Below are 15,929 nucleotides of genomic sequence, written 5' to 3'. Positions count from 1 at the left end.
GCCGACCGCCCCCTCGCCTTACCTTTCGCAGGCCCGCGTCGTCGGGCTGGTGAGACCTTATCGATCTACTGCCCCGGGCGGGAAAGAGGACCGTGACATGACGGACATGGCAACCCGGACGACGGCGCGGCACCGCTTCCCGTTCCTGCGGATCGCGATCGCCCTGCAGACCCTGACCATCTTCCTCCAGGCGGTCTCCGCCGGACTGCTGCTGACGGCGTCCTACGGAGAGACGCTGCACGGGGTCGGAGCCCGTGTGATGTACGGGGCGTCCATGCTGTACGTGCTCGCGGCGGTGCTGGCGTGGAAGCCGGGCGGCGGGCCGGTCCGGCCCGTCTGGCACGCGTCCGGCTTCCTGGTCCTGGCCTCGGTCCAGGTGGTACTGGGCATCGCGCACATACCGTCGGTGCATCTGCCGCTGGGCGTACTGATGTTCGGCCTGAGCGTGCTGGCGCTGGCGCGGCGCTGAGGCCGTTCACGCCCGGGTTCCGGCCCGCCCCGGCCGCCGACGGGCCGTCCGGTGCGGCGAGCCCGCGCGCTCGGCCGTGGGGGGGCGGTAGGGCGGCTGGTGCTGTGACCGGAAAGGTCCACCGGGTCGCGGCGCCCGGCACTGCACCTCGTCCCCCAGCTACCGCTGGGAGGTACCCCCAGCGTTGTCGGACCACGGAAGTACGTCCAGTACGAGCCGCGGCCCTCCGCCGTGCGATGCACCGCACCGAACACCGCAACCCTGCGAACCTTCCCGGCCACAGCACTAGCATCGGCGGTATGGACGTCCGCCGTGCCCGCAGCGTTGCCGAGCTCACCGCCGCCGAAGGGCTCTTCGACGGGCCCGTCCGCGCGGAGTGGGCCACCCGGTTCCTGGACGCGCCCGGGCACCTGATGCTGATCGCCTACGTCGACGGCGTCCCCGCCGGCATGGTCTCCGGCGTCGAGATGAGCCACCCCGACAAGGGCACCGAGATGTGCCTGTACGAGCTCGCGGTGGACGAGGGCTACCGGCGCCGCGGCATCGGCCGGCAGCTCGCCCTGGCCCTCGCCGACGAGGCCCGGGCGCGCGGCTGTTACGGCATGTGGGTGGGGGTCGACACCGACAACGAGGCGGCCCTCGCCACCTACGCCTCGGCCGGCGCGCGCGACGAGGGCGTCTTCGCGATGCGCGGCTGGCCGCTCTAGGGGGCGTCGGCGGGATCAGGGTCCGGCCGTGATCCGCCGGGCACCCCTAACCCCTGCGGCGGCGTGTCGGGGGCCAGTCGGCGCACCCCCCGCGCGGGCGCCCCCCACCCGGCCGAACATCGCCGCATGACCGCACTCACCACGCTGCTCCCGGCCACCGTCCTGCTGGCGACGGCCGCCCTGTCCACGGCTCCGGCCCCCGAAGCCCCCACCGCCCCCTACGTCGTGGTCCTCAAGGACGGCGCCGCACGCGCCCTGGCCGCGACCCGCGCCATGGCCGCGGAGGCGGCGCGGGCCGGCGACGAGGTCGTGGCCGTCTACGACACCGCCCTCAACGGCTTCGCGGTCCGCACCACCGCCGCCCGCGCCTCCGAGCTCGCCGCCGACCCGCGGGTGGCCTCCGTCGAGCCGGACACCGAGTTCCGGACCAGCGACACCCAGCCGCTGGCCCCCTGGTCCCTCGACCGGATCGACCAGGGCGACCTCCCGCTCGACGGTTCGTACACGTACGCCACCAAGGGCGAGGGCGTCACCGTGTACGTCGTCGACACCGGCATCAACACCCCGCACCAGGAGTTCGGGGGCCGCGCCCGGGCCGGCGTCAACACCGTGTGGTTCGAGGGGTCCGGCGACTGCAACGGCCACGGCACCCATGTGGCGGGAACGATCGGCGGGGCGACGTACGGGGTGGCGAAGGGAGTCTCGCTCGTCTCGGTGAAGGTGGCGAACTGCCGGGGCAGCGGACGCCTGTCGTCCCTGGTGAACGGCATCGACTGGATGGTCAAGGACGCCACCAAGGCGGCCAAGGCGGCGAAGGCCGCCAAGGAAGCCGCCACGGGCACCGCCGGCGACCCCGCGCCCCTCACCGCCACCGCCGCCGCGCCCGCCGTCGCCAACATGAGCATGGGCGGCACCCGCAGCTACGCCCTCGACGCGGCCGTCACCCGTGCCGTCGCCGCCGGGATCACCTTCACCGTGGCCGCCGGCAACTCCGGCAAGGACGCCTGCACCGGCTCGCCCGCCCGCGTCCCGGACGCCGTCACCGTCGGCGCCACCGACACCGCCGACCACCGCGCCGCCTTCTCCGCGTACGGGCCGTGCGTCGACCTCTCCGCTCCCGGCGTGGGCATCGCCTCGGCCTGGAAGGGCTCCACCACCGCCCTCGCCCGGGCCACCGGCACCTCCATGGCCGCCCCGCACGTGGCCGGCGTCGCCGCGCTGCTCCTGGCGGACGGCACCCCGCGGACGCCCGCCCAGGTCACCCAGGGCCTCCTGCGCGACGCCACCCCCGGCCGGATCACCGGCCTGCCGGCCGGCACCCCGAACCTCCTCCTGCACACCCCGACCACCCGCTAGCCCCGTCCTCACCCGGCCTGATGGGACATCAATGTGTGTGCGCTTCGGCCCGAGGCAAGTCATTGACTTCTCATCACCGCGACGCGTCAATGTCGGCCTCCGCACCGGCTCGGCCTCCCCCTCACAGCGGGTGGGGGGAGGGTTCGTCTGACGAAGGAGTCGCGACCCAGTGAGTACAACGTTCCGACGAAGAGTGCTGGCCGGGGCGGGCGCGTTGTCCCTGGCCCTGACCGGTGGTGTCGTGGCCGTGACGGGGACGGCCCAGGCCGCGGCCAAGACCACCCCGGTGCCGGTGAAGTGTGTCGCCCCCGCCCCCCAGCCGGGCGCCAACGGCACCCAGGACTACACGATCACGGTGCCGGACACAGCGAAGGCCGGTCAGAGCGTGCCGATCACGATCGACCCGGGCGAGACCCCGGTCATCCCGATGTTCACCATCGACACGGTCAACACCATCAAGGCGAAGCTGCTCGTCGGCGGGGTCGCGCAGACGGTCACCAGCCCCGCCGTCCCCAGCCACCAAGAGGCCAACAAGAAGTCCGACCCGCCCGCCTTCAGCGGGACCGTCACCATTCCCGAAGGCAGCGAGGGTACGACGCTGCAGATCACCATCGACCAGGTGATCACGGACGCCGACCTCGGCGGCACCGTCTACACCACGACCTGCACGCCAGAGCCCCGCCCCAGCGCCTCCGTCGCCTCGATCGCGGTCGAGGCGCTGCCCAAGGACCCGGTGACGACCAAGGTCACGCCCAACAGCGGCAAGGCGGGCACGGCGGTGACCGTGACGGGCGCCAACTTCCCGGCCGGCCCGGTCACCTGCTCCGCACTCCTCGCGGGGGCGGCCACGGGTGACACCGGCAGCGGCACGGCGGACGCGTCCGGCGCCGCGACCTGCAACCTGACGGTCGGCAAGAAGGCCGACGCGATCAGGATCGACGGCTCGGTCACCCCGTACAAGTCGTTCGTGTTCGTGGAGGACCAGGCGGGCGTCAAGAACCCCGTCGACGTCGAGGTGCTGCCCGGGCCGCTGGCCCTCGGCCCGAAGGACGGCCAGCCGGCCGTCAGTTTCGGTGCGGTCACCATCAACGGCAAGGCGCAGTCGGTGTTCGGCGCGTTCAACGCCGCCACCGTGCAGGACTTCCGCGGCGGTTCGCTCGGCTGGGACGTCACGGCGACCCGTACGCCGTTCCTGAACGCGGCCACGGGCCACTCCATGGCCAAGGCGCAGCTCGGCATCCAGCCGTCCTGCACGGTGACCAACCCGGACAGCCCGAGCACCTGCACCGCCGGTGCGCCGGGTGCCATCACGGACACCCCGATGAAGATCGCCTCGCAGGCGGCCGGCGGTGACGAGCTGACCGGCGGCGAGTTCGCGGTGGGCGGCGCGGCGATGCTCCAGCTGCCGCCGTTCATGTTCGCCGACACCTACCAGTCGGTCGTGACCTTCTCGATCGCCTGATCCGCCTCCACCGGGGGTGGTGCGGCGCGTGCCGTGCCACCCCTCGTGGTGCCCCGCCCGCAGACGCGACGTGACTGGAGGACCGACATGCGCCCCCGCACCGCTTCCCCGTACGGTCTGCTCCTCGCCCTGCTGCTGCCGGCCCTCGTGGCGCTCCTGCTCGGCGGGCCCGCCGCGAGGGCCGCGGACAACGGCACGTGGGGGGTCTTCCCGACGCCCCCTTCCGGAGCGGCGATGACGGACCGGGCGTACTTCTTCCACCAGGGCGCCGCCGGGACCACCGTCGCCGACAGCGTGACGATCCTGAACTCCTCCGACAAGGACCTGACCTTCCAGGTCTTCGCCACCGACGCGGTGAACACCGCCGTCGGCGGCGCCTTCGCGCTGCTGCCGGTCGAGACGAAGCCCACGGACATCGGCGCGTGGATCACCCTGCCGCCGGAGACGGCACGGACGGTCACCGTCCCGCCCAAGGGCCGCAAGGACGTCCCCTTCACCGTGCGGGTCCCCGCGGGCGCCGCTCCGGGTGACCACGTCGGCGGGATCGTGGCGCTGAACACCGCGGTGGAGGGGGTGCGGCAGGACGGCAGGGTCCAGGTCGGGGTGAAGCGGTCGGTCGGCGCCCGCCTGTACTTCCGGGTGCCGGGGCCGGTGACCGCGGGGCTGTCCGTGGAGGACGTCAGGGTGCAGCGGGACGCGCCGCTGCTGCCCTGGGCCGGGAGCGCCTCGGCGCGGATCTCGTACAGCCTGGTCAACCGGGGCAACGTGGTGGTCGAGCCGCGGGTGACGGTGACCGCCGGGGGGCTGTTCGGGCGTACGGTACTGGAGCGGCCGGCGCGTGACCTCAAGCTGGTGCTGCTCCCGGGCCGGCGGATCGAGCTGACGGAGCCCTGGCCGGACGCCCCGCAGTCGGACTGGGTGCACGTATACGTCAAGGCCGGTGCGGCCGCCCACCCGGACCTGCGCGCGCAGGGCGGTACGGACTTCCTCGCCGTCCCGTGGCCCGCCGTCGGCGCCGGCCTGCTCCTGGCGGCCGCGGCCCTCGCCCGCCGGGCCCTGCGCCGCCGGCGCCGGCCCGGGCCCCGGCCGGCCGCCCCGGCGGAGGACCTGGCCGCAGCCCGCTGGGGCCGGCGGCGCTCGGCGGAACGGGGCTCGCCCCCCGCGTGAGGGTGCGGGGGGCGAGCGGTCCGGCGAAGCAGGGGAAAGCCGGAGGAGAGAACGTCTCAGTGGTTGCGCGGGAAGCCGAGGTCGACGCCCGCCGGGGCCTCGGAGGGGTCGGGCCAGCGGGTGGTGACGACCTTGCCGCGGGTGTAGAAGTGGATGCCGTCGTTGCCGTAGATGTGGTGGTCGCCGAAGAGGGAGTCCTTCCAGCCGCCGAAGGAGTGGTAGCCCACCGGCACCGGGATCGGCACGTTCACGCCGACCATGCCGGCCTGGATCTCCAGCTGGAACCGGCGGGCGGCGCCGCCGTCGCGGGTGAAGATCGCGGTGCCGTTGCCGAACGGCGAGGCGTTGATGAGCGCCACGCCCTCCTCGTAGGTCTCGGTGCGCAGCACGCACAGCACCGGCCCGAAGATCTCGTCGCGGTAGGCGTCGGAGTCGGTCTTGACGTCGTCCAGCAGCGACAGGCCGATCCAGTGGCCGTTCTCGTTGCCCTCGACCGTGTACCCGGTGCCGTCCAGGACCACGTCCGCGCCCTGGGCCGCGGCGCCCTTGACGTAGGAGGCGACCTTGTCGCGGTGGGCGGCGGTGATCAGCGGGCCCATCTCGGAGGCCGGGTCGCTGCCGGGGCCGATCTTGATCTTCTCGGCGCGCTCGCGGATCTTCTCCACCAGCTCGTCGGCGATCGAACCGACCGCCACGACCGCCGAGATGGCCATGCAGCGCTCGCCCGCCGAACCGTAGGCGGCCGAGACGGCGGCGTCGGCAGCGGCGTCCAGGTCGGCGTCCGGCAGTACCAGCATGTGGTTCTTGGCGCCGCCCAGTGCCTGGACCCGCTTGCCGTGGGCGGAGGCGGTGGTGTGGATGTGGCGGGCGATGGGTGTGGAGCCGACGAAGGAGACGGCCGCGATGCCGGGGTGGGCGAGCAGCGCGTCGACGGCGACCTTGTCACCGTGGACGACGTTCAGGACGCCCGCCGGGAGACCGGCCTCCGTGGCCAGCTCGGCCAGCTTGTTGGCGGCCGAGGGGTCCTTCTCGCTCGGCTTGAGGATGAAGGTGTTGCCGCAGGCGACGGCCAGCGGGAACATCCACATCGGCACCATCGCCGGGAAGTTGAACGGGGTGATGCCCGCGACCACGCCCAGCGGCTGGCGGATGGAGGAGACGTCGACGCGGTTGGAGACCGACGTCGACAGCTCGCCCTTGAGCTGCGTGGTGATTCCGCAGGCCAGCTCGACGATCTCCAGGCCGCGCGCGACCTCGCCCAGCGCGTCCGAGTGCACCTTGCCGTGCTCGGCGACGATCAGTTCGGCGATCGCGTCGCGGTTGGCGTCCAGCAGGGCGCGGTAGGCGAACAGCACCTTCGTACGGGCGGCCAGCGAGGACTGGCCCCAGCTCTGGAAGGCCTCGGCGGCGACCTGAACGGCCGCGTCGACCTCCTCGGCGGAGGCGAGCGCGACCTGCGTGGTGACCTCGCCGGTGGCCGGGTCGGTGACCGGGCCGTAGTTGCCCGACGCGCCCTCGACGGTCTTGCCACCGATCCAGTGGTTGACGGTCTTCATGTGCCTTGCTCCTTCACAGATGGCGACGTCGCTGCGCGGCTTGCCGGTCGTACTCTTCGCGGGCCGAGGCCGCCGCCGCACGGGTCGCGGTCTCGGCCACAGGAACATCCCACCACGCCTGTGCCGGGGGTGGGCCCGACACAGTGTCGGGTGTTCGGGTCTGCGTGTAGACACATGTGGGACGGTCCGACGCCCGGGCCTCCACGAGGGCTTTTCGCAGGTCACGTACGGTCTCGGCACGGATGACGGCCATCCCCAGGGAGGCCGCGTTGGCCGCGAGGTCCACCGGCAGCGGGGCGCCGGTGTACCCGCCGTCGGCCGCCCGGAAGCGGTACGCCGTCCCGAAGCCCTCGCCGCCCACCGCCCCCGACAGGCCGCCGATCGAGGCGTAGCCGTGGTTGTCGAGGATGACGACCTTGACCGGGACGCCCTCCTGCACGGCGGTGACGAGCTCGGTCGGGTTCATCAGGTACGTGCCGTCGCCGACCAGCGCCCACACGGGCCGTCCGGGCGCGGCGAGCGCCGTCCCGATCGCGGCGGGGATCTCGTAGCCCATGCAGGAGTAGCCGTACTCGACGTGGTACTGGTCGGCGGAGCGGGCGCGCCACAGCTTGTGCAGGTCCCCGGGGAGCGAGCCGGCCGCGTTGATCAGGATGTCGGAGGCGTCGACGGTGGCGTCGAGCAGGCCGAGCACCTGCGCCTGCGTCGGGGCGGCGTCCTCGTCGGGACTCGCGCAGGCCTGCTCGACCAGCCGCTCCCAGCCGCGCTTGCCCTCTTCGTACGTCGCCTCGTACGCGGGGTCCACGCGGTACCCGGCGAGCGCGGCCCGGAGTTCTTCCAGGCCCACCCGCGCATCGCCGACCAGCGGCCGGGCGGCGAGCTTGTGGGCGTCGTACGGGTCGAGGTTCAGCCCGACGAAGCGGACGGCCGGGTTCTGGAACAGCGTCGCGGAGGCGGTGGTGAAGTCGGTCAGCCGGGTGCCCGCGGCGATCACGAGGTCGGCGTCCCGGGCGAGGGCGTCGGCGGTGGCCGTGCCGGTGTGCCCGACGCCGCCCACCTCGGCGGGGTGGTCGAAGGGCAGGGCACCCTTGCCCGCCTGGGTGGACGCGACCGGGATCCCGGTCGCGTCGGCGAACTCCGCGAGGGCGGCCTGGGCCGCGCTGTGCCGGATGCCGCCCCCGGCGATGAGCAGGGGGCGCGCGGAGCCCCGTACCGCTTGGGCGGCGGCGGCCAGTTCGTCCCGGTCGGGCCGGGGCCGGCGCACCCGCCAGACCCGCTCGGCGAAGAACTCCTCGGGCCAGTCGTGGGCCTCGGCCTGTACGTCCTGCGGCAGCGCGAGGGTCACGGCGCCGGTCTGCACGGGGTCGGTGAGCACGCGTACCGCCTGGAGGGCGGCGGGGATCAGGGCCTCCGGGCGGCCGATCCGGTCGAAGAAGCGGGACACGGGCCGCAGCGTGTCGTTGACGGAGACGTCACCGGCGTAGGGCAGCTCCAGCTGCTGGAGCACCGGATCGGCGGGCCGGGTGGCGAAGGTGTCCCCCGGCAGCAGCAGCACCGGCAGCCGGTTGACGGTCGCGAGGGCGGCCCCGGTGACGAGGTTGGTCGCGCCGGGCCCGATGGAGGTGGTCACGGCGTGCGCCGACAGCCGCCCCGACTGGCGGGCGTACCCGACGGCCGCGTGCACCACGGCCTGCTCGTTGCGGCCCTGGAGGAAGGGCATCTCCTCCCGGCCGCTCTCCAGCAGGGCCTGGCCGATCCCGGCGACGTTGCCGTGTCCGAAGATCCCCCAGGTGGCGGCGATCAGCCGGTGGCGGTGCCCGTCGCGTTCGGTGTACTGGGCGGCGAGGAACCGTACGAGGGCCTGCGCCACGGTGAGCCGGGTCGTGGTCATGGGCGGTGGTCCTCCGCTCGGTAGAACGGCAGCCGGGGGTCGGTCTCCGCGCCGGCCCAGGTGGACCGGATCCAGCCGTGGTCGGGGTGGTCGCGGATCAGCCACTCCCGCGGGCCCTCGGCGCCGGCCATCACGTTGAGGTAGTACATGTCGTGCCCGGGCGCGGCGATGGACGGCCCGTGCCAGCCGTCCGGGATGAGCACCGCGTCCCCGGTCCGCACCTCGGTGAGGATGTCGGTCTTGCCGGCCGGCGAGGGGGTGACGCGCTGGTACCCGACCCCGGGCGTGCCGTCGTGCGGGGCGATCTCGAAGTAGTAGATCTCCTCCAGCCGGGACTCCTCGCCGGGGCGGTGCTCGTCGTGCTTGTGGGGCGGGTACGACGACCAGTTGCCGCCGGGGGTGAGCACCTCGACCGCGATGAGCCGGTCGCAGGCGAACGCGTCGGCGGCGGCGAAGTTGTTGACCTGGCGGGAGCACTGCCCGGCACCGCGCAGCTCGACCGGCACCCGTTCCGCCGGCCCGTACCGGGCGGGCAGCGCCCGCCCGCAGCGCGCCCCGACGAGCGCGAACCGGCCCCCGCCCGGGGAGCTGATGTCGGCGCGGCCGTCGCGCGGGAGGTAGGCGAAGTCGCTCACGGAGGCGAACACGCCGTCCCGACCGCACAGTTCGATCACTCGCTGGTCGGGGGCGCGGCAGGCGACCGCACAGCCGCCCGCCAGCGGCAGGACGATCCACTCGTGGTCGCCGCAGGAGTGCGCGTACGTCTCGCCGGGGGCGAGGTCGAGCACCCGCAGGGCCGTCGAGGCCATCGCGTGGGAGGCGGTCACCGTCACCGTTCCAGCACCTCCTCGACCTCCTCGGGGTAGGGCATCGCGGTCGAACAGGCCAGCCGCGAGGCGACGATGGCGCCCGCCGCGTTGGCGAACCGCAGCACCCGCTCCGTGTCCCAGCCCGCGAGCAGCCCGTGGCACAGCGCGCCCCCGAAGGCGTCGCCCGCCCCGAGGCCGTTGACGACCTCCACCGGCACCGGCGGCACCTCCACGGCCGTCCCGTCGCGGTGGACGGCGAGGACCCCGGCCGGGCCGCGTTTGACGACGGCCAGTTCCACCCCGGCCGCCAGCAGCGCCCGCGCCGCCGCGTACGGCTCCCGCTCGCCCGTCGCGACCGCGCATTCCTCGGCGTTGCCCACGGCCACCGTGGCCAGGGCGAGCGCCCGCTCGTACCAGGGCCCCGGCTCGTCGCTCCACAGCATCGGCCGCCAGTCGAGGTCGAAGACCGTGGTCCCGGATTTCGACCGGGCTTCGAGCGCGGCCAGGGTGGCGCTGCGGCTCGGCTCCGCGCTCAGGCCCGTACCGGTCATCCAGAACACCCGGGCGGCCCGCACCGCGCCGGCGTCGATCTCGTCGGCCGCGATCTCCAGGTCGGGCGCCTTCGGGAAGCGGTAGAAGTACAGCGGGAAGTCGTCGGGCGGGAAGATCTCGCAGAAGGTGACGGGCGTCGGGTACGCGGCCACCTCGCGCACCCACCGGTCGTCGACGCCGAATCCCCGCAGCTCGGCACGCAGGTACGCGCCGAAGGGGTCGGCTCCGGTCCGGGTGATCACGGCGACCCGGCGGCCGAGGCGGGCCGCCGCCACCGCGACGTTCGTCGGGGAGCCGCCCAGGAACTTGCCGAAGGTGTCCGCCTCGGCGAGCGGTACGCCGGTCTTCAGGGGGTAGAGATCCACCCCGATGCGCCCCATCGTGATCAGGTCGAACGCGTCCCCGTCCCCGCCGTTCACCGGGTCGGACCCGGCCCCGTCCCCGCTGGTCGGTGCCACTGCTCCCACTTCCTCTCCCACTGCTTCCCCGTCCCCTTTCGAGCCTCGCACCCTAAGGTGGCCGCCATGACGTCCTCGCCGTCCTCGCCGTCCTCCACTCCCCCGTCCTCCCCACCCGCGCTGACCCGTATCCGCATCGGTTCCGCTCCGGACTCGTGGGGCGTCTGGTTTCCGGACGATCCCCGCCAGACGCCGTGGGAGCGGTTCCTGGACGAGGTCGCGGACGCCGGGTACGAGTGGATCGAACTCGGCCCGTACGGCTATCTGCCCACCGATCCGGCCCGCCTCGCGGACGAGACCGCCAAGCGCGGGCTGCGGGTGTCCGCGGGCACCGTCTTCACCGGACTCCATCACGGGCCGGGCGTGTGGGAGCAGACCTGGGAGCACGTGTCGCGGATCGCGGAACTCACCCGGGCCATGGGAGCCGCGCACCTCGTGGTCATCCCGTCGTTCTGGCGCGACGACAAGACCGGCGAGGTGCTGGAGGACCGGACCCTCACGGCGTCCGGCTGGCGCGACCTGACCACGCAGACCGAGCGCCTGGGCCGGGAGGTGCGCGAGCGGTACGGGCTGCGGATCGTGGTCCACCCGCACGCGGACACCCACATCGACACCCCCGAGAACGTCGCCCGGTTCCTGGACGCCACCGACCCGGAGCTGGTCTCGCTCTGCCTGGACACCGGGCACTACGCGTACTGCGGCGGGGACAGCCTCCGGGCCGTCGAGACCTTCGGCGAACGGATCGGCTACCTGCACCTCAAGCAGGTGGATCCGCGGATCCTCGCCGAAGTCGTCGCCGGACAGGTGCCGTTCGGGCCCGCCGTGGCGCGCGGGGTGATGTGCGAGCCGCCGGCGGGGGTGCCCGCGCTGGAACCGGTACTGGCCGCCGCTCAGGCGCTCGGCGTGGACCTGTTCGCCATCGTCGAGCAGGACATGTACCCGTGTACGCCGGACCGGCCGCTGCCGATCGCCCGCCGGACCCGCGCCTACCTGCGCTCCTGCGGCGCCCGCTGACACCCGACACACCGAGGGGGACCCCCACATGACCAGCACGCTCGGCATCGCCGTCATCGGCACCGGGAGGATGGGCGCCGACCACGTCCGCCGGATCGGCCGGACGGTCGGCGGGGCGCGGGTGGTGGCCGTGGCGGATCCGGACGGCGACCGCGTCAAGGAGGCCGTGGCGGGCCTGGACGGAGTGAGCGCGCACACCGACGCGGCGGCCGCGATGGCCGCGCCCGGGGTGGACGCCGTACTGATCGCCTCGCCCGGGGCCGCCCACGAGGAGGCGCTCCTGCACGCCCTCGCACGCGAGCTCCCGGTGCTGTGCGAGAAGCCGCTGACCCCGGACCCGGCGGGCGCCCTGCGGGTGCTGGAGGCGGAGCGCAGGCTGGGCCGCAGGCTGGTGCAGGTGGGCTTCATGCGGCGTCACGACGCCGAGTACGAGCGGCTGAAAGCGCTGCTGGACGCGGGCGGGATCGGCCGGCCGCTGTTCCTGCACTGCCGTCACCGCAACGCGGCCTCGCCCTCGTTCTTCACCAGCGACATGCTGATCAGCGATTCCGTGGTGCACGAGGTGGACGCGGCCCGCTGGCTGCTGGGGCAGGAGATCACCGCGGTGACCGTCCTTTCGCCCGCCCCGTCCGCGGCCGCGCCGCAGGGGCTGAGCGATCCCCGCTTCGTACTGCTGGAGACCTCGGGCGGGGCGATCGTCGACGTGGAGATCTTCGTCAACTGCGGTTTCGGCTACCAGGTGCAGTGCGAGGCGGTCGGCGAGTCGGGCAGCGCCCGGATCGGGGACGCCCACGCGATGGTCGTGCAGGCGGCGGGCCGGTGGGGCGGAGAGATCGCCCAGGACTTCCTCACCCGGTTCGCCGACGCCTACGACCGCCAGGTGCGGCGGTGGGTGGCGGCGGCCGCACGGGGCCGGATCGACGGACCCGACGCGTGGGACGGCTATGCGGCCGCCGCCGTCTCCGAGGCGGGGCTCGCCGCCGCGCGCAGCGGTGCCCGGACCCCTGTGGAGCTCGTGGAACGGCCCGCGCTCTACCGCTGAGTCCCGCGACCGAGTCCTGTGACCGGTGTGCCGCACCGGTCACAGAGGTCCCCCGCGTGTCACGCATGTCCGCGTTTCGCGGGTTCTCCGTCACAGCCCGTCGACAGCCCCTCCCCTCCAGTCACCGAAAGTCGTTCCCCGGGCACAACCCCGAGTGATCGTCCGTCCACGCGCCGGCTCCCCCGACGGCCTCCCGGCCGGCTCCGGCGCCGTGGACAAGGAGGTGTCGTGCATGAGCGACCGACAGCTGTGGTCGTACAAGGAGATCGCCGCCCACATCCGGGTCCAGCCGGACACGGTGCGCTCCTACCGCAAGCACGGACTGCTGCCGGCCCCGGACAAGGTGGAACACGGCAAGCCCTACTGGTACGACGATGCGATCCGCGCCTGGGTGGCCCGCCGACCAGGGAACCGGGGCCGCCGCGACGCGTGAACCGCACGGCCTCAACCGCACCGCGCCGCGCTTCCCCTAATACCCCCTGGGGGTACACTGGCAACGGGGACGGGGAGGAGGGTGGAAGACGCCTCCCCGTCTGCGACCGACACGCCCTCGAAGAGGAGAACGACATGAGCGCCGAGACGGACACCCAGACCACCGCCGTCTACCGGGTGACCGGCATGACCTGCGGGCACTGCGAGGGCGCGGTGACCGAAGAGCTCTCGGCGCTGCCGGGGGTGAACTCGGTCAAGGCCGTCGCCGCGACCGGTGAGGTCACCGTGGTCTCCGCCGCCCCGCTCGACGAGGAGGCCGTGCGCGCCGCCGTGGACGAGGCCGGGTACGAGCTGGCCGGCCGGGCCTGAGGCCGGGTAGAACAGCGGAAGGACCCCCGCCGGGTCGTACGGGACCGCTCATACTGGTCCCGTACGGCCCGGCCTTTCCCTTGGAGCCGGAAATGAGCGGCAGCGCAGTGCACGAAGGACCGGTGGCGGTGGCCGCCGTCGCCGAGGTCGAGCTGGCCATCGGCGGGATGACCTGTGCCTCCTGCGCCGCCCGCATCGAGAAGAAGCTGAACCGGATGGCCGGGGTCAGCGCCACGGTGAACTACGCCACCGAGAAGGCCAAGGTCTCGTACGCGGGTGACGTGCGGGTGGCGGACCTGATCGCGACCGTCGTGCAGACCGGCTACACCGCCGAGGAGCCGCCGCCGCCCGCACCGGAGCCCGGCGCCGCCGCAGCGGACAGCGCGGCCGGCCAGGCGCCGGCCGCGCTGCGCCGGCGCCTGGTGGTCAGCGCCGCCCTGGCGCTGCCGGTCGTGGTCCTGGCCATGGTCCCGGCCCTCCAGTTCGACAACTGGCAGTGGCTCTCGCTGGTCCTGGCCGCACCCGTCGCCGTGTGGGGCGCCCTGCCCTTCCACCGGGCCGCATGGACGAACGCGACGCACGGCGCGGCCACCATGGACACCCTGGTCTCGCTCGGCACGCTCGCGGCGTTCGGCTGGTCGCTGTGGGCGCTGTTCTTCGGCCACGCCGGGACGACCGGGATGCGGCACGGCTTCGACTTCACCGCGTCCCGCACGGGCGACTCCCTCTACCTGGAGGTCGCCGCCGGCGTCGTCACCTTCATCCTGCTGGGCCGCTACCTGGAGGCCCGCTCCAAGCGGAAGGCCGGCGCGGCCCTCAAGGCGCTGCTGGAGCTGGGGGCCAAGGACGTCGCCGTCCTGCGCGGCGGCCGCGAGGTGCGGATCCCGGTGGACGCGCTCGCCGTCGGCGACCGGTTCGTGGTCCGGCCCGGCGAGAAGATCGCCACCGACGGCACGGTGGCCGAGGGAAGCTCAGCCGTCGACGTGTCCTTGCTGACCGGCGAGTCCGTCCCCGTGGACGTGGGCGTCGGCGACCCCGTCACCGGCGCCACCGTCAACGCCTCCGGGCGGCTGCTCGTCGAGGCGACCCGGGTCGGCGCGGACACCCGGCTGGCCCGGATCGCACGGCTGGTCGAGGAGGCGCAGAACGGCAAGGCCGAGGTGCAGCGCCTCGCCGACCGGATCTCCGCCGTCTTCGTGCCCGTCGTCCTGCTGCTCTCCCTCGGGACGTGGGTGACCTGGCTGCTGATCACCGACGATGCGACGGTCGCGTTCACCGCCGCCGTGGCGGTCCTGATCATCGCCTGCCCCTGCGCCCTGGGTCTGGCCACCCCGACGGCGCTCATGGTCGGTACCGGCCGGGGGGCCCAGCTCGGCATCCTGATCAAGGGGCCGGAGGTGCTGGAGTCGACCCGCCGGGTGGACACCGTCGTGCTGGACAAGACCGGCACCGTCACGACCGGCCGGATGACACTGACCGGAGTGCACTCCGCCCCGGGCGTGGACGAGCCGGAGCTGCTGCGGCTGGCCGGCTCCCTGGAGCACGCCTCCGAGCACCCCGTCGCCCGGGCCGTCGCGGAGGGCGCCGCCGAACGGGTGGGCGCCCTGCCGGTCCCCGAGGACTTCGAGAACTTCCCCGGGCTCGGCGTACGGGGCGTGGTCGACGGGCGCCCGGTACTGGTGGGCCGGGCGCGGCTGCTGGCTGAGCGGGGCGTCGCCGCCCTGCCGGCCGCCCTGGCCGGGGCCCTGGCCGCCGCCGAGGCCGCGGGCGCCACGGCGGTGCTGGTCGCCTGGGACGGGCAGCCGCGCGGGGTGCTGAGCGTCGCCGACGCGGTGAAGGGGACCAGCGCCGAGGCGGTGGCCCGGCTGCGGGCCCTCGGACTCACCCCGGTGCTGCTGACCGGCGACAACCGGGCCGTGGCCGAGGCCGTGGCCCGCGAGGTCGGCATCGACGAGGTGATCGCCGAGGTGCTCCCGCAGGAGAAGGTGGAAGTCGTGCGCCGCCTCCAGGCCGAGGGCCGCACGGTCGCCATGGTGGGGGACGGCGTCAACGACGCGGCGGCCCTCGCCCAGGCGGATCTGGGCCTGGCCATGGGGACCGGCACGGACGCGGCGATCGAGGCGGGCGACCTGACGCTCGTCCGGGGCGACCTGCGGGTGGCGGCGGACGCGATCCGCCTCTCCCGCCGGACCCTGGCCACCATCAAGGGCAACCTCTTCTGGGCCTTCGGCTACAACCTGGCCGCGCTGCCGCTGGCGGCTTCCGGGCTGCTCAACCCGATGATCGCCGGGGCGGCCATGGCCTTTTCTTCGGTCTTCGTGGTGACCAACAGCCTGCGGTTGCGGTCCTTCCGCTAGGGGATTCCCTTCGCACCGCACACACAGGTCCTTCACAGGAGACGCAGATCACAGTGATTCGAACGTAACCATCCGGCGGATGCGCGGGTCTAATGGGGTGATGCCAGGAACGTCTTGGGGGACGTTCGCGGGAGGTCTTGGGGGACGTCCCGGGCATCAGCCGGCCGGGACACGTGCGCCCCGGGGAGCTTTGAGCGGCCCTCCCGACCCGTGCGGGTCCCGGCAGAACCCCCGTCGGAGTGCTTCACGTCCGCACTCCTCGCCGACACCCCGGTCCGGGTCCCGTGG

The 15,929-nt window shown here is 73.7% G+C and carries 14 protein-coding genes; 10 read left to right on the top strand and 4 right to left on the bottom strand.

All coding sequences use genetic code 11. The features are described from left to right. Positions 1-106: 106 nt before the first annotated feature. From ACWGH1_RS06155 to ACWGH1_RS06135, 5 genes are all read left to right on the top strand, one after another. Positions 107-469 carry a hypothetical protein gene (locus tag ACWGH1_RS06155; RefSeq protein ID WP_453353333.1) on the top strand — a complete coding sequence of 121 codons (363 nt, stop codon included), beginning with the start codon at positions 107-109 and terminating at the stop codon, positions 467-469. A 299-nt stretch (positions 470-768) separates the two neighbouring features. Further along, positions 769-1,176, top strand: a complete 408-nt coding sequence (locus tag ACWGH1_RS06150) for an N-acetyltransferase family protein (RefSeq protein ID WP_453353329.1) — start codon at positions 769-771, stop codon at positions 1,174-1,176. A gap of 126 nt (positions 1,177-1,302) precedes the next feature. After that, the gene (locus ACWGH1_RS06145) at positions 1,303-2,532 is read left to right on the top strand and encodes a S8 family peptidase (RefSeq protein ID WP_453353328.1); all 1,230 of its coding nucleotides are present in this window, start codon (positions 1,303-1,305) and stop codon (positions 2,530-2,532) included. Between the two features lie 169 nt (positions 2,533-2,701). After that, on the top strand, positions 2,702-3,994 hold the full coding sequence (locus ACWGH1_RS06140) for a hypothetical protein (protein ID WP_453353327.1): 1,293 nt from the start codon (positions 2,702-2,704) through the stop codon (positions 3,992-3,994). A gap of 87 nt (positions 3,995-4,081) precedes the next feature. Continuing rightward, positions 4,082-5,161 carry a WxL protein peptidoglycan domain-containing protein gene (locus ACWGH1_RS06135; RefSeq protein ID WP_453353326.1) on the top strand — a complete coding sequence of 360 codons (1,080 nt, stop codon included), beginning with the start codon at positions 4,082-4,084 and terminating at the stop codon, positions 5,159-5,161. A 56-nt stretch (positions 5,162-5,217) separates the two neighbouring features. On the opposite strand, the gene ACWGH1_RS06130 is transcribed toward ACWGH1_RS06135, so the two are convergent. From ACWGH1_RS06130 to iolC, 4 genes are read right to left on the bottom strand one after another with little or no spacing between them, the layout of a single operon-like run. Then, positions 5,218-6,717: a CoA-acylating methylmalonate-semialdehyde dehydrogenase gene (locus tag ACWGH1_RS06130; protein WP_453353325.1), complete on the bottom strand. Its 1,500-nt coding sequence runs from the start codon at positions 6,715-6,717 to the stop codon at positions 5,218-5,220. Positions 6,718-6,730: 13 nt separating this feature from the next. Next, complete coding sequence (gene iolD, locus ACWGH1_RS06125) at positions 6,731-8,608, bottom strand: 3D-(3,5/4)-trihydroxycyclohexane-1,2-dione acylhydrolase (decyclizing) (RefSeq protein WP_453408468.1); 1,878 nt, start codon at positions 8,606-8,608, stop codon at positions 6,731-6,733. Beyond that, positions 8,605-9,417 (bottom strand): 5-deoxy-glucuronate isomerase, encoded by an 813-nt coding sequence (gene iolB / locus ACWGH1_RS06120; protein ID WP_453355556.1) that lies wholly within the window; start codon positions 9,415-9,417, stop codon positions 8,605-8,607. Before iolB ends, iolD begins: the two co-directional genes overlap by 4 nt. Positions 9,418-9,437: 20 nt before the next feature. Next, complete coding sequence (gene iolC, locus ACWGH1_RS06115) at positions 9,438-10,349, bottom strand: 5-dehydro-2-deoxygluconokinase (RefSeq protein WP_453355555.1); 912 nt, start codon at positions 10,347-10,349, stop codon at positions 9,438-9,440. A gap of 144 nt (positions 10,350-10,493) precedes the next feature. On the opposite strand from iolC, the gene ACWGH1_RS06110 reads away from it, so the two are divergent. The 5 genes from ACWGH1_RS06110 to ACWGH1_RS06090 all read left to right on the top strand — a co-directional run bounded on the left by ACWGH1_RS06110 (position 10,494) and on the right by ACWGH1_RS06090 (position 15,641). Next, on the top strand, positions 10,494-11,441 hold the full coding sequence (locus ACWGH1_RS06110) for a sugar phosphate isomerase/epimerase family protein (protein WP_453355553.1): 948 nt from the start codon (positions 10,494-10,496) through the stop codon (positions 11,439-11,441). A 28-nt stretch (positions 11,442-11,469) separates the two neighbouring features. Next, positions 11,470-12,483 carry a Gfo/Idh/MocA family protein gene (locus ACWGH1_RS06105; RefSeq protein WP_453355552.1) on the top strand — a complete coding sequence of 338 codons (1,014 nt, stop codon included), beginning with the start codon at positions 11,470-11,472 and terminating at the stop codon, positions 12,481-12,483. 232 nt (positions 12,484-12,715) lie between these two features. After that, on the top strand, positions 12,716-12,916 hold the full coding sequence (locus ACWGH1_RS06100; RefSeq protein WP_453355551.1) for a helix-turn-helix transcriptional regulator: 201 nt from the start codon (positions 12,716-12,718) through the stop codon (positions 12,914-12,916). A gap of 134 nt (positions 12,917-13,050) precedes the next feature. Further along, the gene (locus ACWGH1_RS06095) at positions 13,051-13,284 is read left to right on the top strand and encodes a heavy-metal-associated domain-containing protein (protein ID WP_453355550.1); all 234 of its coding nucleotides are present in this window, start codon (positions 13,051-13,053) and stop codon (positions 13,282-13,284) included. Between the two features lie 92 nt (positions 13,285-13,376). Continuing rightward, positions 13,377-15,641, top strand: a complete 2,265-nt coding sequence (locus tag ACWGH1_RS06090) for a heavy metal translocating P-type ATPase (protein WP_453408467.1) — start codon at positions 13,377-13,379, stop codon at positions 15,639-15,641. Positions 15,642-15,929 lie beyond the last annotated feature (288 nt).

It is taken from the genome of Streptomyces sp. NPDC054883, from assembly GCF_053610645.1.
Note: the sequence above shows the minus strand (reverse complement) of the source record. Positions and strands in the feature narration are given on the sequence as shown.

What these genes read in the sequence shown, in the direction of transcription:
- ACWGH1_RS06155 (WP_453353333.1), top strand. Translation starts at nt 107, where the DNA reads ATGGCAACCCGGACGACGGCGCGGCACCGCTTCCCGTTCCTGCGGATC.
- ACWGH1_RS06150 (WP_453353329.1), top strand. Translation starts at nt 769, where the DNA reads ATGGACGTCCGCCGTGCCCGCAGCGTTGCCGAGCTCACCGCCGCCGAA.
- ACWGH1_RS06145 (WP_453353328.1), top strand. Translation starts at nt 1,303, where the DNA reads ATGACCGCACTCACCACGCTGCTCCCGGCCACCGTCCTGCTGGCGACG.
- ACWGH1_RS06135 (WP_453353326.1), top strand. Translation starts at nt 4,082, where the DNA reads ATGCGCCCCCGCACCGCTTCCCCGTACGGTCTGCTCCTCGCCCTGCTG.
- ACWGH1_RS06130 (WP_453353325.1), bottom strand. Translation starts at nt 6,717, where the DNA reads ATGAAGACCGTCAACCACTGGATCGGTGGCAAGACCGTCGAGGGCGCG.
- iolD (WP_453408468.1), bottom strand. Translation starts at nt 8,608, where the DNA reads ATGACCACGACCCGGCTCACCGTGGCGCAGGCCCTCGTACGGTTCCTC.
- iolB (WP_453355556.1), bottom strand. Translation starts at nt 9,417, where the DNA reads ATGGCCTCGACGGCCCTGCGGGTGCTCGACCTCGCCCCCGGCGAGACG.
- iolC (WP_453355555.1), bottom strand. Translation starts at nt 10,349, where the DNA reads ATGGGGCGCATCGGGGTGGATCTCTACCCCCTGAAGACCGGCGTACCG.
- ACWGH1_RS06110 (WP_453355553.1), top strand. Translation starts at nt 10,494, where the DNA reads ATGACGTCCTCGCCGTCCTCGCCGTCCTCCACTCCCCCGTCCTCCCCA.
- ACWGH1_RS06105 (WP_453355552.1), top strand. Translation starts at nt 11,470, where the DNA reads ATGACCAGCACGCTCGGCATCGCCGTCATCGGCACCGGGAGGATGGGC.
- ACWGH1_RS06100 (WP_453355551.1), top strand. Translation starts at nt 12,716, where the DNA reads ATGAGCGACCGACAGCTGTGGTCGTACAAGGAGATCGCCGCCCACATC.
- ACWGH1_RS06095 (WP_453355550.1), top strand. Translation starts at nt 13,051, where the DNA reads ATGAGCGCCGAGACGGACACCCAGACCACCGCCGTCTACCGGGTGACC.
- ACWGH1_RS06090 (WP_453408467.1), top strand. Translation starts at nt 13,377, where the DNA reads ATGAGCGGCAGCGCAGTGCACGAAGGACCGGTGGCGGTGGCCGCCGTC.